Origin of the sequence: Paenibacillus sp. CECT 9249 (assembly GCF_918697855.1) — a bacterium.
Classification (GTDB): Bacteria; Bacillota; Bacilli; order Paenibacillales; family Paenibacillaceae; genus MSJ-34.
Genome location: NZ_CAKKLI010000021.1, coordinates 44,480 through 71,303, shown reverse-complemented (window position 1 = coordinate 71,303; position 26,824 = coordinate 44,480). Strand labels below are relative to the sequence as shown.

The 26,824-nt window shown below is 53.7% G+C and carries 21 protein-coding genes; 7 read left to right on the top strand and 14 right to left on the bottom strand.

Features of this window, described 5'->3' with window-relative positions:
* Positions 1–7: 7 nt before the first annotated feature.
* Entirely contained in the window at positions 8–1,918 is a 1,911-nt protein-coding gene (locus tag LQ229_RS15710) for an LTA synthase family protein (RefSeq protein ID WP_356710958.1), read from the bottom strand.
* Between the two features lie 215 nt (positions 1,919–2,133).
* On the opposite strand from LQ229_RS15710, the gene LQ229_RS15705 reads away from it, so the two are divergent.
* The 5 genes from LQ229_RS15705 to LQ229_RS15685 are packed head-to-tail and all read left to right on the top strand — an operon-like array spanning position 2,134 to position 5,660.
* Complete coding sequence (locus LQ229_RS15705) at positions 2,134–3,012, top strand: decaprenyl-phosphate phosphoribosyltransferase (RefSeq protein WP_230192249.1); 879 nt, start codon at positions 2,134–2,136, stop codon at positions 3,010–3,012.
* A 46-nt stretch (positions 3,013–3,058) separates the two neighbouring features.
* Entirely contained in the window at positions 3,059–3,691 is a 633-nt protein-coding gene (locus tag LQ229_RS15700; protein WP_356710955.1) for an HAD family hydrolase, read from the top strand.
* Positions 3,679–4,008 carry an EamA family transporter gene (locus LQ229_RS15695; protein WP_216540682.1) on the top strand — a complete coding sequence of 110 codons (330 nt, stop codon included), beginning with the start codon at positions 3,679–3,681 and terminating at the stop codon, positions 4,006–4,008. The genes LQ229_RS15700 and LQ229_RS15695 overlap by 13 nt, the downstream gene beginning before the upstream one ends.
* Entirely contained in the window at positions 3,998–4,315 is a 318-nt protein-coding gene (locus LQ229_RS15690) for an EamA family transporter (RefSeq protein WP_216540683.1), read from the top strand. Before LQ229_RS15695 ends, LQ229_RS15690 begins: the two co-directional genes overlap by 11 nt.
* A gap of 28 nt (positions 4,316–4,343) precedes the next feature.
* Positions 4,344–5,660, top strand: coding sequence for a DUF6080 domain-containing protein (locus tag LQ229_RS15685; RefSeq protein WP_230192237.1), 1,317 nt, complete (start codon positions 4,344–4,346; stop codon positions 5,658–5,660).
* 470 nt (positions 5,661–6,130) lie between these two features.
* Here LQ229_RS15685 and LQ229_RS15680 read toward each other — a convergent pair whose 3' ends face one another.
* The 6 genes from LQ229_RS15680 to LQ229_RS15655 form a co-directional block, all read right to left on the bottom strand.
* Positions 6,131–6,973 carry a carbohydrate ABC transporter permease gene (locus tag LQ229_RS15680; RefSeq protein ID WP_216540685.1) on the bottom strand — a complete coding sequence of 281 codons (843 nt, stop codon included), beginning with the start codon at positions 6,971–6,973 and terminating at the stop codon, positions 6,131–6,133.
* A 12-nt stretch (positions 6,974–6,985) separates the two neighbouring features.
* Positions 6,986–7,897: a sugar ABC transporter permease gene (locus tag LQ229_RS15675; protein ID WP_230192236.1), complete on the bottom strand. Its 912-nt coding sequence runs from the start codon at positions 7,895–7,897 to the stop codon at positions 6,986–6,988.
* A 95-nt stretch (positions 7,898–7,992) separates the two neighbouring features.
* The gene (locus LQ229_RS15670) at positions 7,993–9,333 is read right to left on the bottom strand and encodes a sugar ABC transporter substrate-binding protein (RefSeq protein ID WP_230192235.1); all 1,341 of its coding nucleotides are present in this window, start codon (positions 9,331–9,333) and stop codon (positions 7,993–7,995) included.
* 45 nt (positions 9,334–9,378) lie between these two features.
* Positions 9,379–11,040: a response regulator gene (locus LQ229_RS15665; RefSeq protein ID WP_230192234.1), complete on the bottom strand. Its 1,662-nt coding sequence runs from the start codon at positions 11,038–11,040 to the stop codon at positions 9,379–9,381.
* Positions 11,018–12,826 carry a sensor histidine kinase gene (locus LQ229_RS15660; RefSeq protein WP_230192233.1) on the bottom strand — a complete coding sequence of 603 codons (1,809 nt, stop codon included), beginning with the start codon at positions 12,824–12,826 and terminating at the stop codon, positions 11,018–11,020. Before LQ229_RS15660 ends, LQ229_RS15665 begins: the two co-directional genes overlap by 23 nt.
* A 131-nt stretch (positions 12,827–12,957) precedes the next feature.
* A complete protein-coding gene (locus tag LQ229_RS15655; RefSeq protein WP_216540689.1) occupies positions 12,958–14,040 on the bottom strand; it encodes a glycoside hydrolase family 172 protein in 1,083 nt (360 codons plus the stop codon).
* A gap of 192 nt (positions 14,041–14,232) precedes the next feature.
* Between LQ229_RS15655 and LQ229_RS15650 the strand changes: the two genes are divergently transcribed.
* Positions 14,233–15,288, top strand: coding sequence for a LacI family DNA-binding transcriptional regulator (locus LQ229_RS15650; protein ID WP_216540690.1), 1,056 nt, complete (start codon positions 14,233–14,235; stop codon positions 15,286–15,288).
* A 388-nt stretch (positions 15,289–15,676) separates the two neighbouring features.
* Here the strand turns inward: LQ229_RS15650 and LQ229_RS15645 are convergent, their stop codons facing one another.
* Positions 15,677–16,807, bottom strand: a complete 1,131-nt coding sequence (locus LQ229_RS15645) for a DUF4185 domain-containing protein (RefSeq protein WP_230192232.1) — start codon at positions 16,805–16,807, stop codon at positions 15,677–15,679.
* Entirely contained in the window at positions 16,804–18,849 is a 2,046-nt protein-coding gene (locus tag LQ229_RS15640) for a glycoside hydrolase family 88 protein (protein WP_230192231.1), read from the bottom strand. The genes LQ229_RS15645 and LQ229_RS15640 overlap by 4 nt, the downstream gene beginning before the upstream one ends.
* 333 nt (positions 18,850–19,182) lie before the next feature.
* Between LQ229_RS15640 and LQ229_RS15635 the strand changes: the two genes are divergently transcribed.
* Positions 19,183–19,656 (top strand): heme-binding protein, encoded by a 474-nt coding sequence (locus tag LQ229_RS15635; RefSeq protein ID WP_216540693.1) that lies wholly within the window; start codon positions 19,183–19,185, stop codon positions 19,654–19,656.
* Positions 19,657–19,783: 127 nt separating this feature from the next.
* On the opposite strand, the gene rbsK is transcribed toward LQ229_RS15635, so the two are convergent.
* From rbsK to LQ229_RS15610, 5 genes are all read right to left on the bottom strand, one after another.
* Positions 19,784–20,713: a ribokinase gene (gene rbsK / locus LQ229_RS15630; RefSeq protein ID WP_216540694.1), complete on the bottom strand. Its 930-nt coding sequence runs from the start codon at positions 20,711–20,713 to the stop codon at positions 19,784–19,786.
* A 26-nt stretch (positions 20,714–20,739) separates the two neighbouring features.
* Entirely contained in the window at positions 20,740–21,351 is a 612-nt protein-coding gene (locus LQ229_RS15625) for an SIS domain-containing protein (protein WP_216540695.1), read from the bottom strand.
* Between the two features lie 144 nt (positions 21,352–21,495).
* Positions 21,496–22,479 (bottom strand): LacI family DNA-binding transcriptional regulator, encoded by a 984-nt coding sequence (locus LQ229_RS15620; RefSeq protein WP_216540696.1) that lies wholly within the window; start codon positions 22,477–22,479, stop codon positions 21,496–21,498.
* Between the two features lie 891 nt (positions 22,480–23,370).
* Complete coding sequence (locus LQ229_RS15615; protein ID WP_216538306.1) at positions 23,371–25,086, bottom strand: alpha-glucosidase; 1,716 nt, start codon at positions 25,084–25,086, stop codon at positions 23,371–23,373.
* Between the two features lie 18 nt (positions 25,087–25,104).
* A complete protein-coding gene (locus tag LQ229_RS15610) occupies positions 25,105–26,814 on the bottom strand; it encodes a glycoside hydrolase family 66 protein (protein WP_216538305.1) in 1,710 nt (569 codons plus the stop codon).
* Between the last annotated feature and the right edge of the window lie 10 nt (positions 26,815–26,824).

Below are 26,824 nucleotides of genomic sequence, written 5' to 3'. Positions count from 1 at the left end.
CTGCACATTAACGCTTCGGCAGCGACCCGACATACCGGTCGGACAGCTCCATCAGCTTCAATATATACTCGTAATCGGCGCGGTACGGCGTCAGATCGGCGACCCGCTCCTGCGTCTTGATCGAGATGGCTTCGCCGTCTTCAAAACCTGTTCCCGGAACGAACAAAACGTCGTTGTTGAAGAACGAACCGGTCGGCAAATAATAACGCATCCCCACTACGTTCTTATCGATGTTCAGCAGATCGTGGCCGAACGCCGTGAATGGCTCGTCGGGCAAGGAAATGCCCAGCAAATTGGCAAGCGTCGGCATCATATCGACCTGCCCGCCCACGGTCTCGACGGTCTTGCCCTCGGCGCCGCCCGGCATATGAATGATCAACGGTATATTAAAACGGGATAATTGCGAATCATAATGAATACCGAGCAAATCGCGAATGGTCTGCGGATCGTTCTGCTCCGGCGGCAAGCCATAGTGATCGCCGTAAATGACAAGGACGGTGTCGTCCCATAATCCCTTCTCCTTTAACCGGTCAATCAGCGTGCCGATCGCATAATCCGTGTAATGGACCGCGTACAGATAATCGCCAAGCTGCGTTCCGTTCATCGCATCCGGCAGGGCGATCTTGCGGCGGTCTTCCGGCACCAGAAACGGATGATGGCTGGAGGCCGTAATGAACTGCGCGTAGAACGGCTTGCCCTGCCTGCTCGTCTCCGCCAATTGGTCGACGCCGACCCGATACAGTTCCTCATCCGAAGCGCCGAAGTTGTTGAACTTATCGTCATTATAAAACGGCTTGTCGTAATAATGATCGAAACCGATCGCCGGATACAGCTTGTCCCGATCCCAGAAGGTCACATCGTTCACATGAAACGTGCTCGTTGCATAGTTCCTCTCCCGCAGCAGCCGCGGCAGGCTAGGGAGCTTGCGGTCCCCGTACCCTGTTGACATGGCAATCTTGCCTGTCGGGTAGATGGACGTATTCGACATAAACTCCGCATCGGAAGTATTGCCGTTGCCGATCTGCTGGAACACATGGGGAAAATACAATCCTTCCGCCGCCAGCTTGTTCAAGACCGGCGTCAATTCCTTCCCTTCCACCGACAGATTGATCGGGAAATTCTGGAACGACTCCAATTGGAGTATAATGACGTTCTTGCCCTTCGCGGCGCCGAAGTAGGCAGGCGTCTCCCTTTTCTTGGCCGTATAGGGATAGGAGGACTGCAATCGGTTGATTTCCTCCGCGATTTCATCGGGATTCCCCGTCACAGCGATGCTATGGTCTTTCGCGCTCTTGATGGCCGAGGTAATTTGATAGTTTAAGAAGCCTTCTTTTTCCGCCGCGGCAAGCTCGTTCTGAATCGGCATGCCTGCCTGAATGAAGCGGGCGGACAAGGCCAAACCTGCGATAAATACAATCAGCAAGCCGATTTTATTGACGGATTTGCTCGCAGGCAGCCGGGAATGGCGAACTTTGCAGAACATCCATACTAGCACAGCAATAATGAGATCCGCAAAAAACAAAAAGTTGCTAGGTTGAATCGTCTCTATGACGCTAGATGTAATTTGCCCAACTTGATGCAGGGCATACAAAGCCGTGTATGTCGGAATCGAATTAAAATGCTCGAAGTATAGCGTTGCCGCGAATAATACGAGCGAATAGGCCGCATTCAAAGGCCAATACGCGATCGCCTTCCGCCGCATCGGCGTCACGAGCTCGACCAGGCTCAACAGTGCCAGCAAAGCGGCAGCATCCGCAGCCAGACGGGTCCATACGATTTCCTGGTGAAAGAAGTGGCGAAGCAGCATCATTTTCAATAGAAACAATATCGCCATCCAATAGAATAGCGGAACGCGGCCGGTCTCCGCTTTGCGGACGGGCTGCAGCAATTTGCGTTGATTAAGCGGTACATCGTTCACTTCATTGTTAGTCCTTTCTCAGAAGTCGTTCAAGATTATATCACCTTCGCGTTTCCCCTCCAAGCCATTGATTTTTCCAATTTTCCAATGTTTTTCCAATGACAAATCTGTTGATTATTTTTATCGAAAATAATATAAACTTTTTCTATGGTTGAATCGTCTACTAGTAGAATCAATTTAATGCAGCTAAGGAGGAATCGTCCGTGCAAACAGCCATGACCAATCAAGCCAACCAACCGCGGCTCCTGTTCCTGCAGTTAAGACCGCATCAGTGGACGAAAAATTTGCTCATTTTCGCAGCGCTGCTGTTTTCCTTTACCTCGATCAATCTCGTGAAAGTGCTGGATTCGATCGCAGGCTTCTTGCTATTCAGCTTTGTAGCCGGGTGCGTCTATATTCTGAACGATTACGCGGACCGGGAATCCGACCGCAATCATCCGGTGAAGCGCAATCGCCCGATGGCGTCCGGGGCGCTGAATCCCCGGCTCGCGCTGGCGTTCGGCGCCGTCCTGCTGCTTGGTTCATTCATCGCGGCATGGTTTCTCAATCCGTTGTTCGCCCTGGTGCTCGTCGTCTATTTTGCGCTCAATGTCTCTTACTCTTTCGCGCTGAAGCATGTCGTCATTGTCGATATGATGGTCATTGCCGCCGGTTTCGTATTGCGCGCCATTGCGGGCGGACTGGTTATTCATGTCCCGCTTACGCCCTGGTTTCTCATCTGTACGATGCTGCTGTCCTTGTTTCTGGCGATCGGCAAGAGAAGGCATGAGCTGTCCCTGCTGGAAATCGGCAAGGGCACGCACCGCAAAGTGCTGGAGAAGTATTCCTTCGCCTTGCTGGATCAACTCAACAGCATTGTGACGACAGCGACCATTATCAGCTATTCCTTGTTTACTTTTACGTCCGGACGCACCATCCATTTGATGTGGACGATCCCTTTGGTCATCTACGGGATTTTCAGGTATCTCTATCTCATTCATATCGAGCATAAGGGCGGCTCCCCGGATCGGGTGTTGTTCGAGGACAAGCATATTCTGGTTACCGCGATTCTCTATGTCGTCAGCGTCGTGTTTATTCTGGCGTTCTTCGAATAAGCAATGCAAGCGCAGGGATGGAAGATTATGAGATAGAAGGAAGAGGATGATGGAGAAGAAAGTGGCTATATTCGATGTCGACAAAACGTTGATTCGGAACGATTCGATGTTTCAGTTCGTCTGGTACGGGATTAGGAAGAAGCCGTTGACCGCATTCAACTTATTGGCAATCGGATGGAAAACGGCGCTTTATAAGCTTAACCTTATTTCGGTGGAGGAGGTGAAGGCTTCCTTCTTCTATGCCATCCGCTTCTTCAGCGAAGCCGAGCTGGAGGAGTTTTACGACTCCGTCCTGGAACCCAATCTATACGGGGACGCACGGAAAGAATTGAAACGCAGGAAAGAAAGCGGCTGTCATGTGCTGCTCGTGACCGCTTCTCCGCACGCCTACATGAAATATTTCAAAAAGCTGCCTGACGTCGATGAGGTGATCGGAACCGAGCTGGCCTGCAGCAATGGGCGCTATACCAACCGCATCGTAGGCGGCAATTGCAAGGGAGATGAGAAGGCGGTACGTATCCATCGGTACTTGCAAGAAGCCGGCATCCGGATCGATTATGAGCATTCCGCGGCTTACTCCGATTCGTTGTCGGATATGCCGATGTTCCTGCTCGTGAAGAACCGGTACCTGATCAATCAATACAGTCCGGAACTGGAGGAACTACGATGGAAAAGTTAAACCGCCGCCATACCGGCAAAATGCTGATGATCGTGTCCGCTTTTCTCACAGCTACGGGGCAGCTCTTCTGGAAATGGGGGCATGCGAACCTGATCTATATGGCCGTCGGCTTTCTATGTTATGGCGCAGGAGCGCTGTTCATGATCAAAGCTTTTGCGCTGGAGAAGCTGTCCGTCGCCTATCCGCTTATGTGCGTCAGCTATATTTTTGCGCTCGTTTACGGCGATCTTTTTCTCGGGGAAGACATTACGTTGAAGAAGGCGGCGGCCGTCGCGCTGCTCGGGATCGGGGTGACTTTGACATCCTATGATAAGTAATCTGCCGCTCTTCTTGCTCCCTGTCATGACCTTGTTCGGTGCGCTGGGCAGCGTCTTCTTCAAAAAGTTCTCGCTTCATCGCAAGATCGTCACCTTGTTAATTGGCTGTATGTTCTACGGGCTAGGCGCCCTTCTCAATATTTATTTGCTGAGAGAGCTTCCCTATACTGTCGTGATGCCCGCCAACGCGCTCACCTTTATTTGGGCCTTGCTGCTCGCCAAATGGGTTTTCAAAGAAACGATCGGCATGTTCAAAATTGCCGGCGTCGCCTGCATCGTTTCAGGGCTGCTCTTATTAATTCTATAAAAAAAACTTTCTACGATGGGTGGTAACGATGAAATTTCTCGGATACTTGCTGCGGAACAGACAAGATAACTACAAAGCGTTAGCGTTATTCGTCGCGCTTACTGTGTTCTATATCGCGATGGATCTTCCGTTCCTGGCGTTCATCAAGGACAATGCGGCGGTATTGGCGGAGCATAATCCGTTCTACGGGGCGCCGTTTATGCTGAATTTGTTCAACTTCGATCCGTCCATGTATTATGGGTATTACAATATTTCGATCATTCATCCGCTAATGAACTTTCTGGCCGGTTCGCTCGCCTATATCGCTTCCCATTGGGGAGGCAATCTGTTTTTTCTCGTGCTGCAATCGGCCGTCAACGCGCTTGGCGCGGTGCTGATCTATTATTACTTGCGCAACAGCGAAGCGGGCAATGTACTGGCGATCGGGTTTGCCGCGTTTTTCGGCATCAGCTCGTATAATTTGTTTACGGCCATGATCCCCGACTCTTATCCCTACATGCAATGGATGCTCATTTGGTCCGTCCTTTATTTTCAATACAGCCGGGAATCAGCAGCTCCAACCATCCGAACGGGCCCATACGCATCGCTGGCCTTCGTCAACTTTGCCATGACCTCGACGAATATCGTGCCGTTAACGGGCGCTATGCTCTTCAACGGCATCGCCCGCCGCGACAAGCGGACGTTCAAAGCCTTCGGTTCGGTTGTTGCCGTCGCCCTGCTGCTGGTCGTCGCGTTTACGGCGCTGCAATGGCTCGTCTTTGACGGGCGTTCCTGGGTTACCAGTTGGACGGCTACCTTGGCTAGTGGCGGCCTCAGCTATGTCGCTCCGTTCTCGTTCGTCAATCATTGGCAGGCCTTCTATATGCTTGGCGTCAGCCCTGTGCTCACGCCGGATGTCGCGATGATCGATCCGGGGATTGTCGCCGTTGCAACCGATCTGGCTCGTCCCTACCCTTTTTACGTGCATATGATAGGCGCTGCTCTATTGATTCTGGCTTTGCTCGGGTTCATCCGGGGAATCAAGACGCGGGAAGCGTGGGTGCTGGCATCTTTTATTATATTCGCCCTGCTGCTGCATATCGTCGTCGGTTTCGGTCTAAGAGCGTTCAAGTACGATATGTATTTGTACGCCGGCCACTTCCTTTTCGCCATCTTCCTGCTTGGCGCAACATTCATCAACCGGTTGAAAGGCGGAATCGCCAAAACGGCGCTGCTCGTCCTCATTCTATTGTTCGCACTGGCCACACTGGGCAACAACATCGTCAAACATGGCGAAGCGCTGCATCACATCAAGCAAGCGTATACGGATCTGCAACTAGAAAGCGCCGCTCAGCCGGAACCATGATGTTTCCGGCTCGGCCAGGCTAGGGTGAGCATTTGTTGTTCCCAAGCCGATTTGGGTAATCGTTCTCCTCCTTTTGCCGAAATCCCCTTCGTTCAGAAAGGTCGGTTGCTTGCGGTCTGACCGCAATTCGATAGCCGGGTCAGTCCGGAGCGATTCCCTGCCCTTGGAACCCGTTGGTCTTGTCGCCGATGCCGATACGTTTCATCAAAGCCGTCGCATACTGGTAAGTAACGCCCTTGTTTCGTTTCATTATTTTGCTTGATATGTAAATTTGTTCAATCCAGTAGTAGGCAGTCCCATGATTCGTACCTTAACCGACTGAGCGAGAGGGATATCGACAGAAGGCTTCATAAAGAGTTACGATGATAGGCCGAATCGCAAAAAGGAACCGACGCGTTCGAATTAAACAGCCCACCCTCCCCAAGCAAAAACCGCCCTCCTATCGGAGGACGTCGATCGAGTCGCCAAGCTCACCCTTTAATGCCGGACATGGTAATGCCGCGGACATAGTATTTTTGCAAGAAGACGAACAGGATCAGGATCGGGATCGAGCTAACGGTGTCGGCGGCCAGAATTCGGCCCCATTCCGTCACCTGGGCGTTGGAGAACGCCGCGATCGCGACTTGCAGCATTTGTTTGTCCTGGTCGTTAATGACAACGAGCGGCCACAGGTAAGAATCCCATTGGCCCAGGAACGTGATGATCGCCAGGGTCACAAGCGCCGGCACGGAGGCGGGCAAGACGATTTGCCGATAAATGCCGAACCAGGACGCCCCGTCAATCCGCCCGGCTTCCAGCAGCTCGCGCGGAATATCGGAGAAGAACTGGACGAGCAGAAAAACGCTGAACACCGAGACGATCGCCGGCACGATCAAGGCGGTATACGTATCGATCCACCCGAAACGGTTCACGGTCAAATACGTGGGAACGAGCGTCACCTCGCCCGGAATGACAAGCGCCGAGAGGAACACGGCGAAGATGATTTTCTTGAACCGGAATTTCATTTTGGCGAAAGCGAAGGCGGCCAGCGAGTTGAAAAACAGCGACAACAATGTTACGGGCGCCGCCACCGTCAGCGTGTTGGCGATGAAACGCCCGAAAGGCTTGACCGCGTCGGTGAAGATGGCCCTGTAGTTGTCCAGCGTCCACTGGACCGGAATCAAAGTCCTCCATTCCAACTCGCTTGAGTACCGGAAAATTTCCTCATGGCTGCGAAACGAGCCGAGAATCATCCAGACGATCGGCAGCAGCGCGACAAAAGCCAACACGGCCATGACCAGCAGCTTTGCCGCGCGCAACAGTCCTTGATTCATAAGTCTCCCCCCCTACGATTCGTCGTCCGATTTGAAAAACTTCATCTGAAAGATCGAGATGCATAACACAATCAGGAACAGAATCATCGCAGCCGCCGTGGCGTACCCCATTCGCAACTGGTCGAACGCCTGATTGACGATAAAATAGGTGGCCGTCGTGGTGGAACCGGCCGGTCCCCCGTTCGTCAAAATGAAGATCGGCCCCGATATTTTGATCGCGTCGATCGTCGTAATGATGACGACGAAAGCCGTCGTCTTGCGCAGCAGCGGCAACGTAATTCTGAGGAAAATCGCCGCCTTCGTCGCCCCGTCCACCTGAGCCGCTTCGTAGACATCCTTCGGAATATTGGCGAGTCCGGCCAAGAAGATGATCATGAAAAATCCCGCCGCCTTCCACATCCCCAGAATCATGACACCATACATCGCGACGCTCGGATCGGACAGGAAGCTAACTGTCGGAAGCCCGAGCCATTTCAGGACCCCGTTCAACAATCCGAAATCTTGATTGTACAATAGTCGAAACACGGTGGAGGCGACGCCGACCGCGATAATGACCGGCAAAAAATACATCGTGCGGAACAAACCGCTGTACCACGCCGTCTTCTGCACCAGCAGCGCAAGGCCGAGCGCAATCGCGGTCTGTACCGGAATGACGACGATCGCGAAATGGAACGAGTGAACGAGGCTGTCCAGAAACTGGCGGTCTTTGAACAGTTCGATATAATTATCCAGCCCGATAAAATAGGAATTCGGACTGATCAGGTTAAAGTCCTGAAAGCTGACGATCAGCGCGGATATCATCGGGTAAAACGTAAAAACGGCTAGACTGGCGACAGCGGGGATAATAAACAGATAAGCGGACCATTCCTCCTGCCGTTGATAAGAAAACATGCGCGGCGATCCTGCTCTTCTCGTCGTACGCACGGCAAACCTCCTCTCTCGAACGTTCGACAGGGGAACGCTTGGCATTCGAACTTCGCATTCGGCTAAGCCCTCCCCTTACGAACTCAAACTTCTCTCTACTTCACGTTGGCAATCGCTTTATCGATTTTATCCACTGCCGTGGTCAGCGCATCGTCGACATTGCGGTTGCCCAGAACGATCGCGTCGAACATTTCGGTGATCGCTTTGCTGATCGCCGGATACGCCGGCGATACCGGGCGCGGTCTGGCGTACGTTGACGACTGCTTCACCCAAATGTTAAGCGGATATTCCTGCAGCTCCGGGAACGCATCCGCTACCGACAGGCGGGCGGGAAGATTCTTCGTCTCCTTGTACCATACCTTGGCTCCTTCCTTGCCCGTAACCCAATTGACAAACTTCCACGCTTCCTTCGGATGCTTCGATTGCTTCGTGATCGCCATATTCCAGCTGCCCATCGGCGTCACTTGCTCCTTGTCTTTCCAGAGCGGCGCCACGGCCCAATCCTTGAAATTCGGGAAATGGCTTTCGAGATACGGCAGATGCCAAGGGCCGTTCATCATGATGCCCATTTTGCCGGATTCGAACGCGTCGGGGGGAAGCTCCTTGGCGGCCACTTTCGAGTCGTTATACAATCCGTTGAAAAATTCCAGCGCCCGCTTGGCCTCCGGGGCATTCAAGTGCCCTTGGGCCGTCTTCCCGTCTTCGCTGAGAATATCGGCGCCCGCCTGCCACAGATACGTCATCTTGACGAAAGCCGAGCCCTCTCCCGGTCCCAGCCCCCATGCCGGGTCCCAACCGTAAACGCCCTTGGCGGGATTGTTGATTTTCTTGGCGGCATCCAATACTTGCTCCCATGTCCACGCTTCGTCCGGGTTTTGCGAAGGCAGCGGAATGCCCTGTTCTTCGAACAATTTCTTGTTATAGAACATCGCCACGCTGGCGTCGTTTAACGGAGCGGCCCATACCTTGCCGTTATACGTCAAGCTTTGCTGGACCGGCTTGGAGATATCGTCGAAATCGCCGTCCTCCGCAAAATATTCGTCCAGCGGAACGATCGCTTCCTGATGAGCGTACGAGGCGATAAACGGGCCGTCGACGCCCATAATGTCGGGCGCGCCTCCGCCGGCGAGCGCGGTGCGGATTTTCGTTTCATAGTCGCTGTAAGGAATAATCTCCATCTTGACCGTAATATTCGGATTCTCTTGTTGAAAAGAGGCGATCAATTGCTTAAGCGCCTTGACCTCGGACTCGTTGTCGTGACGCCAATAGGTAATCGTGACTTTATCGTTTGAAGATCCTTTCGTCCCGTTCGCCTCTTCTGCGCCGTTCTCCTTCGTGCCCGCACCTTGGCCCGGACTGCCGGAACAGCCGGCGAGCAAGCCCAGAATCAGTACGGCGGCCATCGCCAGACTGAAGATATTTGCGGTTTTCTTCATATGCGTCCCCTTCCCTTCAAACCGTATTTGTATCAGGTAAACACATCATATCATCCTGCGCCGGAGCGGATATTTGCTGTCTTTGGCAATTATGTTTTCATTTTTTTGGTTTTTTCGGTATTCCGCGGGACTCACGCCGAATTGCTTCTTGAAGGCGGTGCAAAAGTAACCGGTGTTGGTAAATCCTACTAGCGACGCGATATCGTGAATCCGCAAATCGCCGTTCCGCAACAGCCGCCCGGCATGCCTCATGCGGATGTCGAACAAGTACTGGCTGTAGGTTATCCCCGTTTGCCTATGGAACAAATCCGACAGATAGGCGGCATTGATATAATATTTGTCGGCCAGCGCCGTCAGGCTCAACCCGCACCCGTAATTCTCCTCGATCTCGCGGCGGACCATGGCCACGATCTCTTCGCCGTTGGACGCTTTTTGCCGGCGAACGGCCTCCGCGATCGTTTGCCCGAAGCGGAGCAGCCGTTCCGCCGCCTCGTCGCAAGCGTCGAACGATCGCATAGCCGGACTGATTTCCCACAGCAACTCTTGAAACGGCTCATGCTCCAGTTGGAATTTCCTGGCCGCGGCATCGAAGACGAAAATCATCTTCACGACGGCGTAATAAAACGAATGCATCGATTGCCGCAAGCTCGGCGACAGCCATTCGGCGATAAGGCCGGGCAGCAACCGGGCTTCCCCTCTTTCCAGCGCCAAGCCCAGTTTGCGTTCCAATTGATCGGGTACGGTTCCCTCCTCTTCCGCTGGAACGGAGGAAGCGACGGACATGCCGCCGTCCGGCCGGTTGCGGCTCCATGCCAAGAGCGCCGAGGCATAGCCGTCCTTCATGTCCGCAGGGCTCGAAATCCGCCGGCCGATTCCCGTTGCGGTATCGATTTGCAGGTAGCGGTTCGCCTCCCTCTGCACCGCAGCAGCGAAGCGGTTCGGGTCCGAGGCGGGGGACGTCCCGGCCGGCGCCGGCCGCAGCAGGAAATGCATCATGGAAGGAAAGTTCATATCGTAGAAAGCGATCGCCTCCTGCTTATATTGCTCCGCGATTTCCCGGCATACCATCTGATAAGCGGTCCGCATCAAATCCGGCCGAAACGCGGATGCTCTCACTCTCTCCGGAATCCGCATCTCGACCGTTACGATGAAGGCGCACATGTCTTCGCCGATCCAATGCCGGAGACTCAGATGCTCGGCCTTTTCCATGACTTCGCGGATCGAAGGCGCGCCTTCTTTCGCCAATTGCAGAATGAACTGCTCCCGGATCAACCTCATACTTTTCGACAATTGCAAGTGCAGCCCGGCATCCGCCCTTTGTTGCCTCTTCTCCTCATCCAACGCCTCCTTCACCTTGACGATCACTTTCTCCAGTTCCTCGCCGATCACCGGTTTCAATAAATAATCGGCAGCCCCGCATTGCATGGCGCGCTTCACATACTGGAAATCGTCGTAACCGGACAGCACGACCAGCTTCGTTGCCCGGTGGGACGCGCTGCACGCGGCAAGCAGGTCGAGCCCGTTCATCACCGGCATTCGGATGTCCGTAATCAACAGCTCCACAGGTTGCTCCGCCAAGATGTCCAGCGCTTCTCTCCCGTTTCGCGCCTCGGCGCATACGTCGAACCCGTACTGCCGCCAATTCGCCTTCAGCTTAAGCCCGTTCCGTATTTCATCGGCATCGTCAACAATCATGACCCGATACATCGCAATCCCCTCCTTGAGGCAATTTCAATCGAATCGTCGTCCCCGCTCCCGGTTCCGACTCGATCTGCAAGCGAAACCCGTCGCCGTAGCACAATCTGCAACGCGCGATGACGTTCCGCAGCCCGATCTTTCTCCCTTCGCTATTCAGAATATCTTGGCCGCGATCGGCGGCCGGCATATTCATCAGCTGCAGCGCAAGCTCCCGGCTCATCCCGGGCCCGTTATCGCTTACCGCGATCGACAGGCCTCCGTCTTCCGGACGCACCGTCAGCGCGATCTCCACCTTTTCCGTATAATCCATGCTGTACTTGACGGCGTTCTCCACAAGCGGCTGCAAAATAAACTTCAACACCCGCGCCTGCGCTGCTCCCGTTTCGTCTCGGACCGACATATGAATGCGTTCCCCGTATACCTGCGTCAAAATGGCCGCATAGTACCGGACGTACTTCAATTCTTCTTGCAACGGCACGAACTCGCTGTCCAGCTTGAGCGAATACCGCAGCATCAAGCCGAGCGATTCCGTCACCTTCAACACGTCGCGATCGCGTCCCTGAACGGCGAGCGAGCCGATCGCTTCCAAAGTGTTATAGAGAAAATGGGGATTCATCTGCAGGAGGAGCGCTTTATACTCCGCATCCCTTCTACGGATCGTAAGCTCGACTTCGAGCTCGATATACTCCCTCAAGCGCGCGAGCATGCGACCGAACATCGAGATGACGAAATCGACTTCGCGGTAGCGCGAGGTCACGCCGGGCATGCGGTTCTCCGCTTTCGCCAAATCGCCCTTCTCCACCCAGCGCATGGAGGACGCCAATCTGGACAGGGGCTTGGCAATCCCCGCAGACAGCCAGTAGGCGGCCAGAACGGCCGCCAGGAACGATACCCCGCCGCAGAGAAGCGCCAGTCTTCGGATACCCGCGATTCTGCCGAACAGTTCCCCCTCCGAGACGACGCCGGCCAAGATCCAGCCCGCGGCGTCCAATTTGCGGTAAAACAATAAATAGGGCTCGCCCTTCCCGTCGACGATGCGGACGGTATCCCCGCCCTTCGCCATATGCGCCGTCTCGATTTCGCCCAATCCGCTTTGCAGAACAGGCAAATGTTGCGCCAAGTCTTGGCCCAGCACCGGCTTCCCGTCCGACTGCAGCAAATACACGCGCCCCGTATCGCCTAGGCGAATCTGGTCGAGCGGCCTCTGTATTTGCTCCGTCGCGATATTTACTTTGATCAGGCCGACATTCGTCAACGTATCCAATTGGGTCAGCGGATGAATGTAACTATTGATTGGAAGCGTTCTCATGGAAATCGACGGTTGATCTCTGTCATAGTGGGAAGGCGTCCACCGAACGCGATCTTGTTGATAGGCAACGTACCAGTCCTTCTGCGTATACTCGTCGTTAAATGACCAGATGCCGTACCAATCCTCGAAAAAAACGGCCACCGATTCGATTTGCGAATGGTTGCTGGAAATCGCGGATAAATACTGCTGCATCTTCATATTGCTCGCGAACTCCGTCTGCGAAGCGCGCTTGCGCTCTTGTTGCAAGACAATCCAATCCTGTGCCGTTTCGCTGGCCAATACCTGTTCGGCGACTTCCTCTGCGCGGCCGGTCAAGGAATTGACGTATTCCGCATATTGATTCATTGTTTGCGAAGTGGAGACGCGAATCAATTTGCCGATGACGTCGGTCGAGACGTTGATCACGATTCCGATGATCGCGACGAGCGGAATCATGAGGAGCACGGAAAACATTATAATGAGGCGGGCCCGCAACGAATGGAACATAATCGGATTCCTCCCTTCCTTGTGTGCATGGCACTTACCGTCCATTGGGCGGAAATGAGGAAGCGAGGGCTTCCGTCGCCCCGAGGTACAATCCCGCCAGGCGATGAGCGAAGCCCCCGCAATGTATGATCTTATATCACTTCAAGCCCGTCGTTGCCCGGCAGCGGCATGAAGGCCGCATGCGGCTCCGCTTGATACCAGAAAGCGGTCGACGCGATATCGTCTTGCAGCGGCAAATAGCGGCCTCCGCTTCTCCATCCGAGCGCTTGAATCGTTACTTTCAACTCTTCCTCGAAACGGATCGGATCCATAATATGCCACCGGTACATGCCGAACCGCTGTTGGCTGCGGTACAGTCCGTCCGGTTTGATCGCCTGGTGCAGACCGAGGAAGGAAGTGGAGTACAGACCGTATTCCCCCGCCGGTTGTTCGAAATTCCACGCTCCGCCGAAATAATCTTCCGTACCGGTTCCGCAGATCGTCGGGAATTCCTTGTCGCCGTCCATGTAAAATTTGATCTCCCCTTCGCCCCACCATCCGGTATTGTTGACTTGCCAGCCGATATAGGTGCCTACATAATGGCCTTTGCCTTTGACACCGTCCAGAATCGTATGCACGTCCTTATACTTGACGGGATTGCTGCGGCGCCACTGCGCATGGAAGTAAGCCGCATCGGCGGGAACTTCGGTGAGCGTGTAATCGATCTGGTAATACAGCACGACATGGTCCGTCATCCGGTTCTCCACCGTCAATTTGGCGCTGCGGCGAAACGGCATGACCCAATAGCTGTTCATTCCCCCGGCCGGATTGACGGCAATCGGCAACGAGTTCACATTGCTTCGCTCGCACCAGCCGTTGCAGAAGAAATCGCCGATCGGCACTTCCACCGAAGGCGTCTCTTCCCCGTCCCAATACATGCGCAGAATCATATGGCGCCAACTGTTGGGGAAACAGGTAAGCCATAGGTGCTGAATCGCACCCGGCCCGACAATGTCCGCCAGCACAAACTCGGTTCCCGCCTTGATCTCGACGGAAGGGGAGATCTTCCACCCTTGTCCGAGATCCCGGGCGCATTGCGCCCCCGTTCCTTCCGTGGCCATGCCGGCCTTTCCTTTTTCCCCGGTGAAATTTTCCGCGCTGATCGATCTCGTCTTGGCGTTCGACAGACGCGTCAAATTCCCTAATCCCATGTCCAGTCCATTGAATGTGTTCATGGTATGCCTCCTTCTCACAGGTTTTAATAACATAATGAGTGCGTTTACATTTTTATCTATTACTTTACCGGTAAAGTTATTATACGTGACTCATTCTTGAGGCGCAATTATATTTTTTTCGTACTCAGATTTACTTTTTTTCATTTTTTCTATATAGTTTTATCGATAAAGTAAATAGCGAGGGATACATTGATGAAGAAGCGTGTGACGCTGGACGATATCGCCAAGGAAGTCGGTATTTCGAAAATGGCCGTGTCGCTCGCAATGCGGGACGACGTTTCCGTTAGCCAGGAAACGATCGAACGCGTGAAAGAGGTTGCCCGCCGTCTAGGATATACGCCGAACCGGTTCGCCCAGGGGCTCGTCAACGGCAAATCGTATACGATTGCCTTGTTAATCGGCGGCTCGCTGCACGACGATTATCAGAACAGAATTGTCCGTGGCGCCATACCGTACGCCATTGAGAAAGGCTACACCCTGTCGGTAGCCCCTTCCGAGTGCGATACGAATCTTGAATCGTCCTATATTCGGAAATACCAAAACATGATGGTCGACGGTTTCTTGGCATTCCATTGCCTTTCCGTCCACCCGTACAAAACGTTGAAAAAAAACGGCGTTCCTTTTGTACTCTATACCAAATATTTCGAAGAGCTCGACAGCGATTACGTCGTATGCAACGACGTTTCCGGCGGATACCGGATGACGCAGCATTTGCTTGAGCTCGGGCACCGGGAGATCGCCTTCGTCTATGACGAATATCTGGAACGTTCCAGCGAAGTGGTTAACCGCAAGAAAGGCTTTATAGCCGCGCTCGAAGAGTACGGCATTGCCGCCGAAACGGTCCGATCGATTCCGTTCGCCATGGATCTCCGCACCGGCAAGATCGACCTAACGAACTATGTCGACGCGAACCGCGAATTTGTGGACGCGATGCGGAGCAAGGACAGGCCGACCGCCCTGTTTGTTTGCAACGATGTGCTCGCTTCCTCCGTTTATATGATCTTGAAGCAACTTGGATTGAGCATTCCCGGAGACGTTTCGGTGGCAGGTTACGAAGGCGTTTATTTGGGACAAATTTTGGACCCGCCGCTCACTACGGTGGAAACCCCGATTGAAGAAATCGGGCGCAAAGCCTGCCAACTATTGATCGACAAGATCGAAGGAAATGTCCCGAAATCCGAAATAGCGCAAATTAAACTGGAGCCGGCGCTGGCGATCAGGGCTTCGACCGGAGCTCCGCCGGGTTGAATCGAGGAGCCGCCCGCATTGGAGTCCAGCCAACCGAGGCCGAATTGTCCCGCTTCGATGGGGACCCCTCCAACCGCGGCCGGGTTCCCCTGCTCCGATCGGACCTCATAACTGTTCCAAATGGACTGTTTGAGAGAATGATCGTACACAAGTTGTACGTAGTACAACATTTTGAGAGTTTGAAGGACAGAATGGAGCGCAATGTTGTACATTGTACAACAAAATCGGGAGATGTAAGGGCAGAATCTCCTGTTTGACCCCAATATGTTGTAAATTTTACAACAATGGCATAATTGTCAATTAGCGACAGGGTTTTATGTTGTAAATCGTACAACATAAATCCTCGCCTTCTGAACAGGTGCCGGGAGCGTCCGCGGACGCTCCCTTGTTATTTTTCCAGTGTCGCCTTCATCCAGAACACGTTGTAAGGTTCCCACAGCGATAAGGTAAAATAGATCGTTCTCCCGCCGTCCTCCGTAAACTTCGGATTCATGAAAGGAGCGTATAACCCGGGATACTCGTCTTTATCCGCCAGCGTCATCTCCGGACTCCACGGCCCCCAAGGCTCGATTCCTTCCCGGATGACAATGCCCGTCCCTTCCTTCAGATAGGTCATAATCCACCGCTCCAGATAAGGATTCCAGACGACGGACAGTTCCCCCACGCTCTCATCGTCTTCCACGACGAACGCCGCATCGTCCATCGACTCGGACCATACCGACTTCCCCTTGTCGTCCGTCCCGGCGTAGTACCGATATGCGTTCAGGTCTTCAATCTCTTTCTCATCCACTTTCATCAGCTTCACATCGCCGAACCGCCCGGCCGGAATGCCCCAGAAATAAATGTCCGTCCGGCCGCCGTCCAATTGGACCGCATACGGGCTTACTTGAACGAAATTGCTGTCGCCCGGCCATTGGAGGCCTTCAAGCACCTCCCAGTTCTCGCCTCCGTCGGTCGACTTCGATACCCCCGCATAGTTGGCTTCCCATTGTCCGGGATCGCCCCAATGTTTCACGGACATGAAATATAAGTACATATTATCGCCCGCGGCAATGCCGTGGGTCGGTATCGTCGTCATTTCCCGATGATCGGCTTTCAACGAAGGGATGACTTCTTTCGCGTGATCCCCGTAATCGGCAATCATGCGGTCGATCGTCATGCCGTCGGACGGATCGTTGTCGGAACTGACGGCGATGACGTTGGAGCGCCAATCGGAGCCGCCCGCGCCGGTATGGCCTGGCGGACGGTAACCGAACGTATCGCCGAAGACGAAATAGGTTTTGCCTTGGAAATTGATCATCGATCCCAAATCGGTGCCGTACACATCGTAGCGGGTCGTATCGTTCGGAGATTCCTCCCCTGTCAACTGCGACACCTTCGTCAAACCGCTTATTCCTTTCAGAATAAACGGCGCATCGCTTGCCACGCTTCCTTCGCCGGGCAACGGGCCGGTTGCAGGCGGCGCGCAGGCTGTGGCCAAGCCGAGAACGAGCGCGACGAGCGCAAGTTGGCGTATCATCGTCGCTCCTCCCCGCGCGAAAGCGATTGCCCGTAACGCTCCCTCAACACGTCGCCGTACCGTTCCCGCATGCGAAGATACGCCTCGGCGGCGGCTCCGTTTCCCCAATCGTAGATGGTGAATCGCCCCATACCGCGCCCTTCCGGATTCGTCGCACCTTCGTGGCCGTAGTTTTCCATCATAAATCCGTAATCGCGTTCGGTAAAGAACGGATGCGCCTTCTCCCATTGGATTTTGGTCTTCTCGTTCTCCGGACAATACATCATGACGAAAGAGGCGCGCAAGGCGGCGATTCCCCGCTCGATGTATTCGGTTCTGTCCAGCTCGATCCCGTACCGGACGATCAATTCGGCGAAGAGGCTTTGCCGCGAATCGTTCCATTCTCCGTCGCAATTCATGACCCCGAATCCGCCCAGCGCTTCCACATAAATATAAGGCGGTTGCCAAGACGCCTGCGTCATTAGCAGTTCGTCCATACATCGCTCCCCAACCGATACATATCGCTGCCGGCCGGTCGCAAGATAGCATTGCAGCAAGGCCTCCGCCGTCCAGTAGATCGAAAAATTGCATTGTTTGTACATATTATTGCGCGGCACTTTGGAACCTACCCGACCGTTTCCGTAAGGACAGCAAGACCAGTAGGTTTCAAAGTCCTCCCACCGCCCGTCCGGAACGACCTCGGCCATCACGATATCCATCGCCTTCAAGGCCGCAGTCAAATATTTACCGTCCTTTTTCATTTCATACAGTTTGAGTAAAAAGGTGACGGACAACGATGTCTCCGGCGAGTCTTTCAAGATCTCGTACGGCTCGAGCGTCGACTTGTTCAGCCATGCGGGGAAATAACCTTTTTCGTCCTGCAAAGCGAGCAACCTCTCCGCATACGCCTCCGCATAGGCAAGCAACCGTTCGTCCCGTTCCAATTCTTCGTACCACCGCAGCATTAACAGCGCGGTCCAGCTCATATCCAGCACATGATAAGGCGCATCCCGGAGCGAACCCCAAGGATGAATCGGGTTGCGATTGGAATTGCCCCAGAAGGAAGTGCCCCAGCCTTTGGAGCGGTTGACGGTCTGTCCGTCGATCTGAAGCGTTTCCATTTCCGTCCCGATCACGGCGGGGAATACGCCATTGGACAGCGGCGCCGCCAGTGCCAGCTCTTTCGTCATGAGCGCGCGCCGCACGAGTTCTTCATTGCCTTTGCTTGTTCCATATCTGTACAACCCTTGCGCCGATCTTAACGAGTTGAACCACGCCTGGTTCCAGATCGACCGCGCTTCCCGCTCGCTCGGAATGCCGGGATAATTCGGGCTCTGGGATACGTCGACGATAAACGCGGGCGCCCCTACCTTGACGCCGTCCAGTTCGAACTCTTGCCAGACGCTGTCCGCCCAGTTTTCGAAAGCCCAGCGATAGGTATGCTCCACATACCGTTCCAGCGGCGCGACCTTGGGAGCCCCTTGCCGGAACAATTTCCCTCCCCAGCGGTCCCACAAAAACGCAAGCACCGGACGCCACGGATTCGCAATGGAATCGAGATCGCATTTCATGATATAAAATCCGATGCGAACCTCCCCGGGCGGATATACCGCTCCCTCAGCCTTTTCAAACAGCACATGTTCCGTTACCTTATAATTGCTCATGCCAAGCGTCAGCATATTCCGGCCTGCGTCCATATCCATATACCACCTGACCGGCGTGCCGGCTGCCAGCAGATCCAGATCCGGGATCACCGCCAACCATTGCCGTTCGTCGTGAACGATAAGCGCCGGGGAACGGAAACAATGTTGATCGATTATATGATTGTCCGTCGGCGTAAGATGCGGAGCCCAGTGAAACTTCGGCGCAAAAGCCGGCATGATTTGCAACTGCCAGTCGTCCTGCGGCACCTGCTCCTCCAACGAGAACGACAGCGTAACATGCGTCAATCGGCCGTCTAGCTCCTGTCTCTCCAACGTTGGCTCATAAGGGCCCAACCAATCATACGTCACACTTTTAACAAATGGGTCCGCGGCGTCGTTCCAAATCTTTTTTTGGCTCATCGGGCATCGCCCTCCTGTTCTATTTTGGCTAACGAAGGTATCGCGAATGAATCGCGTTGTTGCTTCATGGTTCGCATTGAAACGCCTCATCTTCACAACTTTACCGGTAAAGTTGTGGTTTACAAAAAAATATAGCAGAGAACGCCAAAGTAAGCAATATCCAATTTCTCTTATAAAGAGAACGCATTCGCTGCCTTAGATGGCGCAAATGGCGGTCACAAATGCGGAAGGTTTTGACCCAAGAAAAATGCGTACCCGCTATCCCTCCCTCCGCATTCACCCTTTCCGCGTTTTCATCATATTCTTTAGCAGTATGAGGAAGGAGTGAGATCGTTGAGTAAGCTTACTTTGGAAACGGCTAAGCGATTGTTGGTTGCTGCCGAACAAAAGTCCCGTCAGATGGGACTGTCCAGCAATATCGCCATTGTCGACGACGGGGGAAATTTGGTCGCTTTTCTTCGTATGGACAATGCGCGAATCGCCGGGATTGAAATTTCGAAGAACAAAGCGTGGACGAGCGTGAGCATGCAGATGCCGACCGCCAATTTGGCGCAATCGGCGCAGCCGGGCGGTCCTACGTTCGGCATCAATACGACCAACTTCGGTAGAGTGACGATCTTGGGAGGAGGCATCCCGTTAACGGTCAACGGGCGTATTGTGGGCGGTATTGGCGTAAGCGGCGGAACGAGCGCCCAGGACATCGAGATTGCCAATGCGGCGGTGCAAGCTTTCGCGGCGATGGGCGGCGGAAAACCGGGGGCTGCGCGGTACGGCGCTCCGTTCGGTTCGGTGCAGCTTCCCAGTTAAACATGCGCGAGCTGTAGTCGAGGCCGGCGGCATGTGCTCGCGATCGCCGTTGCCGATCGCAAAGAAGAGGCTTCCCCTTATCCTTGGGCATCATTCCCGTCAGGATAAGGGAAGCCTTCGCCATCCGTTACGGCTGCTCCACCGCCTTCACATTCATAAACCGCTCCACTTCGCCGAGCGTCGGCAAGGAAGGGATGGCCCCTTCCTTCGTCACGGTTAACGCTCCGACGGCGTTAGCGAACCGAACCGCTTCGGCCAGCGGAACCCCTTGCACGAGCTGCACCGCCAGCGCGCCATTGAACGAATCGCCGGCCGCTACCGTATCGACGGGCTCGACGGCATATCCTTCCACATGTTGGCATCCGCCTCGATGGCAGATCAACGCGCCTTTGTCCGCCAACGTCACGATGACGCATTGAACTCCCCTGGCTAGCAAACTGCGGCCGGCGAGTTCCGCATCGTTCATATTGCGGACGGGCATGCCGCTGAGCAATTCCAGTTCCGACTCGTTCGGCGTCAAATAGCTGACGTTCCGCAGCAATGCATCGCTTAATTGCCGCGCGGGAGCCGGATTGAGCATCACAGGAACGCCGTGGGACGCCGCCAGTTCGGCCGCTCTCTCGACGACGGACAGCTCCATCTCGAGCTGCATGATCAATAGATCCGCCTGCCGAATATCCGACTCAAGCCGATTCACTTCATCGAGCGTATAACTCATATTCGCGCCCGGCACGACAATAATCCGATTTTGGCCGGAACGATCCAGCACGACGGAACCGATGCCGGTAGGCACATCGTCCATGCTTATAATATGTCGCGTATCGACATGTTCTCTTTGTACGGCGGACAGCATCTCTTGGCCGAACATGTCTCTCCCTAGCTTGCCCGCCATCATCACCTTCCCGCCCAGACGGGCCGCCGCAACGGCTTGATTCGCTCCCTTCCCGCCCGGGAACCGGCCGAAGCTTTCGCCGATTACGGTTTCCCCGGCCTCCGGCGCCCGAATGGCGCGAACGACCAAATCCATCATAAAGCTGCCTAACACGAAAATCCCCATATCGTCTCCCCCAGTTACGGCGTGCATTACGCCTGTTTCGTTTCTTTCGACAACTGTTGCCCCAAGCTTCCTCCCGGGTGGTACAAGTAGAAGTCTTCTTTGGAAAAGCCCTTCATCCGGCACAGCACGACAGCCAATGCGTCCCCGATCGCAAGCTGCAGCAAAGCGCTGGTCGTGGGAGCCAGGCCGAGATGGTCGGCTTCTTGCCGGTAATGATACGTTAAGGCGACATCGCTTCGCCGGCCAAGCGTGGAGTCGGCGTTCTTCGTAATCGCAATCCGCGCCGCCCCGATTTTTTCGACAATCGGCAGCAGATTCAACACTTCTTGCGTCTCCCCGCTATTCGACAGCAGGATCACGACATCCCGCTTGTCGATCATCCCGCTGTCTCCATGCACCGCCTCCGCCGAATGCACAAAAAAGGACGGCGTCCCCGTGCTGGATAAAGAAGCGGCGATTTTCTTGCCGATATGCCCCGATTTCCCGATCCCGGTCACGACGACTTTCCCTTGGCATGCGGCAATCAGGTCGATGGCCTTTTCGTATTCTTCTCCGATATGTTGGCTGATGCTCAGTAGAGCGTCCGCTTCGTTGCTGAGCGCCTCTTTGACGAAATTTCTCACCGTTTCGTTAGCCATGCATTTCCACACCTTTCACATAAGTTAACGTTTACATATAAATAAATAAAATCCCGAAAAACTAGTACTCTATTAACACTAAATTTATAGGTTAACGTTTACACATGAAGCAAAAAACTTATCCGTCGGCAGAAAGACCTCTTCCTACTTCCGGATCAATTGCGGATAAAACATCCGATTTTCATAATCGGTTCTTTTGAGCTTCAACCGTTTCAGCACTTGCTCTCCCGCCGCGTCTCCGATCTCGTACGGGTTCTGCCGAATGACCGACAGCTTATGCCGGAACAACGCGGAAAACTCCAAGTCGCCGAAAGAGACGACTTCCACATGATCCGTCGGAATGCCCATTTCATGAAGGCCCAAGTACAACCCATAAGTCATTTCGTTATTCGCGGAAAAGACCGCCGTCGGCTCCGGCGACAGCTTCATTAAATGTCGAATCGCCGCCACTCCCGATTGTTTCGTGTAATCGCCGCTATAGACGTAGCGCTCGTCAAGCGTAAGCCCGGATGCGGCAAACGCGTCGTTCACGCCTGCAAACCGTTCTTTGGCCGTAACGACGGACTTGGGTCCGTTGATGACGCCGATCCGGCGGTGGCCTCTCTCCAGCAGCAACGCAACCGCCTCCGCCGACACGGAACGGTTATCCTCCGCGATGACGTCGAATTTTAACCCTTCCAACCTTCTATCGATCAAAATCACATGAATCCCCAACGAATCTACCATCTTTAATTTCTCGCGGTTTTTCCCCGTACCTGCTATAATTAAAGCTTCGACTCTTTTTTCCATCAAAAAATCGAGCGATTCGCTCTCCTTGCCGGCATCCTCTTCCGAATCCATCAATAACAAATGATAGCCCTCGCTCATCAATTTCCGCTGAATTTGTCTCGCAATCGACATAAAATACGGGTTCGTCATATCCGGCAAAATAATGCCCACCGTCCGCGTCTTCTTCTGCTTCAAGCTTCGGGCGATCAAGTTAGGCTGATAGTTCAGCTTTTGAATCGTTTCGAGCACGTTCTCGCGCGCCTGTTCGCTCACATATCCTGTATTGTTTAAAACACGCGATACCGTCGCCGTAGACACGCCGGATTGCTTCGCGATGTCCTTTACTGTCAACTTTTTCAAAACCATCGATCCTCTCAACGTGAAAAGTCGTCCTGTCGTCTCATCTTATCCCAAAATTATAAACTTTTCCCCGCCAGAATTCCAGTTCACAGCAACGAACGTCGCTTTCTCATCTAACGTCTCCTGAATGATACCGGACCGCTTTAAGGCGGATAACCCGACGCTGTCATCGGACTCACCTCCTTATAGGTTATCGTTTACACATACAGAATGAAGATGCCGCTTGTAACATCATGGTGCTTCGAATGAAAGTTTCAGGCCGTATCGCTGCCGCAGCATCTGACCGTAACGGTCTTTAATGCAAAGATATGCTTCGGCGGCTGCCCCGTTGCCCCAGTCGTAATCGTAAATCATCCCATGCCGCCGCCTTCCGCATCCGTCGCTCTATACGTTCTTGCCGCTCATCGGACATCAACCTCTCTTCCGTACATTGTTATCAAGATGCGACGCGGGTTAGGGACTTTTCATCCCCACATTTCCCCGGCACCGCGGGACGCGAGCAAGGCGGCTACGAAAACGCTGGTGCATAAAGCGCAGTATCTTACGTATGTTATCGTTTACACAAAAATATAACAAAGAACATGGGAGGAAGCAATATCCAATTTTGCGGAATCGCCTCGTCGCTTGTCGCAGTGGAAACTTGTTAATCCGGCACTACCTAGCACAGGTAGATCAACCAACTATGAAGCAGGCTCAGTCGAGTTTGTTCGAAATTTCATACATAAACTCGCGATTGGAGCCCTGATCCTGCTAATGTATGCGAAAAATCGTACACAATATGCGGCGCATGCATCGAATCGACTCACGTCCAAACTATCCGCAATGAATCAGCGGTAAGAAAAACCCCCGGACAAGTCCGGGAGCTTAGCCCTACCGCTTTAGCCGCAACGCTTAATCGCAAATATACACCCTCGCCTCATACGGCTTCAATACGAACCGTTCGCCGGGTACCGACCCGTCGGCCACGGGATAGTTCCCGATCAACAGACGGGCGCCCGCCGCGTCTACACCCGGTTGGGGCAGCCATTCCGGCTCGCCGTCGGAGAAGTTGAGGATGACCAGCAGCGTTTGTCCGCCCAGCTTGCGCGTATAGGCGACAATTTGGTCATGCTCGGGCAGCAGCATGCGGAAATCGCCGTACACAATAATGTCATGCTCCTGGCGCAGACGAATAAGCTGCCGGTAATAATGATAGATGGAGTTCGGATCGGATTGCTCCTTGCTTGCATGGATCGTCTTGTAATTCGGGTTGACCGCGAGCCATGGCGTGCCTGTCGTAAATCCGCCATGCGGGGCGTCGTTCCATTGGAACGGGGTGCGGGCATTGTCCCGCCCTTTGGCATAGATCGCCTCCATCACTTCCCGTTCGTCGGCGCCCTGCTCCATTTTCTCGCGATACATATTCAAGATTTCGATATCCCGATAGTCTTGAATCGAAGGGAAGCGGACGTTGGTCATCCCGATCTCTTCCCCTTGATAAATAAACGGCGTGCCTTGCTGCATATGCAGAAATGTCGCCAGCATCTTCGCGGATTCCACGCGATACTCGCCGTCGTCGCCGAAGCGCGACACCATTCGCGGCTGATCGTGATTATTCAAGTATAAGCTGTTCCAGCCTTTGCCCTGCAATCCGGTCTGCCATTTGTTGAAGACGGCCTTCAGATCGGCCAATTTCCACGGCTTCACATCCCATTTGTTCACGCCGGAATCAAGCTCCATATGCTCGAATTGGAACACCATGTTCAACTCGCCCCGCCCGGAAGACGTATACTTCACCGCTTCCTCGACCGTCGCACCCGGCATTTCTCCGACCGTCATCACATCGTACTTCGCCAGCACTTCCCGGTTCATCTCTTGCAGAAACTCATGGATGCGCGGCCCGTTCATGAAATATTGCCCGCCCCATTGATACCGGTCCGCGGATTCCTCTGCCGCATCGGGATACGACGTATCCTTGGAAATGAGATTGATGACATCCATACGGAATCCGTCGATGCCTTTATCCAGCCACCATGTCATCATATCGTAAATCTCCCGGCGCAGCTTCTCGTTCTCCCAGTTCAAATCCGGCTGTTTCTGCGAGAATAAATGCAAATAATATTCATCGGTCTGCTCGTCAAGCTTCCAGGCGGATCCGCCGAAGAACGACACCCAATTGTTCGGTTCCCGTCCATCCCGTCCATCCCGGCCTTCTCCGCCTTCTCCGCCTTCCCGTCCCGGACGCCAAATATAATAGTCCCGCTTTGGATTGTCCTTGGACGAACGCGCTTCGACGAACCAGGCATGCTCGTCCGACGTATGGTTCACGACCAAATCCATAACGAGCCGAATGCCGCGCCGGTGGGCTTCCTGCAGCAGTTCCTCCCAATCTTCCATCGTCCCGAACTCGTCCATAATCGCTTGATAATCGCTAATATCGTATCCGTTGTCGTCATTGGGCGAAGCGTACACCGGACTGAGCCAAATAATGCCGATTCCCAGTTCCTTTAAATAATCCAGCTTGGAGACGATCCCCTGCAAATCGCCGATTCCGTCCCCGTTGCTATCCATAAAACTGCGCGGATAAATCTGATAGACGACGCTTTCCTTCCACCATTTCCGTTCCAAATCCATCTCTCCCCGTAATCAACTGTCAACTTTTTGCTTAAGTTCGATCGCCAACAGATTCCACACGTCCAGCGCAGGAAGCGTCGCTTCCAGCGTCTTGCCTCGCAAACTGTCGGTAATCTTGTATTCGACCGGCTCCGGTCTGCCCATATTGCGATCCGGCGACATCAGATAGACCGCCTCGACCTCCCGCTCGAGCAGCACCTTCACATGGATATCCGCCGCCGGATGCGGCTTGTTCTTGCCTTCGTTCCACAAATCTTCCTCGTTATTGGTCAGATTGATGAAGCTGATCGTTTTCACATCGGCATTCTCCCGCACGATCGTCCATACTTTGCCCGGTTCGCCGTACGTGCTGTAGTCTACATTTTCAAACACATACTCCAAATTGTCGCCGTCCACATGCGTCATGGACACGTCGCGAAGCGAGTCGTGGTACAGCAGATTGGCATACCGAATGTTGAAATCGTAATAATCGCGTATTTTGCGCAAAAAGTCCGGTTCCGTCTGCGTATAATCCACATAGTACGCCTGAGTCAGCACGCCGCCGTTCTCCCCAAGCAACAAATGATATCCGCCGTGAGATGCAATGACCGCGGTCATGAGCAATGCCGAATATTGCGCGCGAACAGGCGTATCCAGGCGGAAAGGCTGCAAGTACGCCGCCAGTATGACCGGCTTGCCCTCGCCGTAATGTTGGGCCCAGCGCAATATTTGTTGAATATGATGGTAACGCTCATACGGCTTCCATACTTCGATATAGATCGCGTCCTGGCCGGCCGGAGCGACCGTATCGACAGGCCAGTTGCCGACATTGTTGAAGATGAGGCCAATATCGTTCTTGACCTTTACCAATTCGCTTCTTGTTTCATCGATAAAGCTTGGAAAATGCTCTTCCAGCCTCACCACGCGCTCCGAATCCGGACCGTCCAGCTTCGAAATTCCCGTTTTCGGAAACCCGTACGTATCCAAATGAATGCCGTCGAAATCGACCTCCTCGATCGTCCGTCGGTATTCGCCAATGATATGATCGCGCCACGGCGACTTTTCCTCGATATTCATAATGGTGAAAATTTGAATAAAATCATATTCTTTGCCGTCGCTTTGATACAGCGCCCAATCGCGATGCCGTTCGAAGAAGGGCTTGCTCGCCGCATAGATCGCGCCATAAGCGATCGCCTTCATGCCGAAGCCGTGGCATAACGCCACCTTCTCCTTCACGACGTCCAAATTCAACGTACGGCCCATCAAATCGGTATATTCGCTTTGCTCGCATACGAGATCGTCATGCTTATACATCCAATCGTAGAATTGCACCAGGTTGAGATGAAGCTTGTTCATCCAGAGCACATCTTCCCCATCGCCCAGTTCACTCGTATAAAAATCGCTCAAAAATCCGTACCGCGTCGATTTGCGCCAATCGGACACGACGTCGAAGGCGGTCGAAGCGGTCCAGCGCCGTTCCTCTCCTTCCGCCAGGAAGACGTCCACGCCGTACCCGTTGAACTCCGCCGTCTGCGGACTAAGCGGTACCGTCATTTTCCGTTCTTCCCCCGCAGACATGACAACCTCTTGCACGACCCGCTCTACCGTCCGGTTCAGCCAGCAGACTTTGATTTCGAGCCGCCATGTTTTCGCTTCGTTCGCTTCATTATGCAGTTCTACGGCAATATCAACCGGTTGCCCGCTCCTGAATTGCGCCAACACCGGGTATACATCTTTAATCAACAAAATCCTC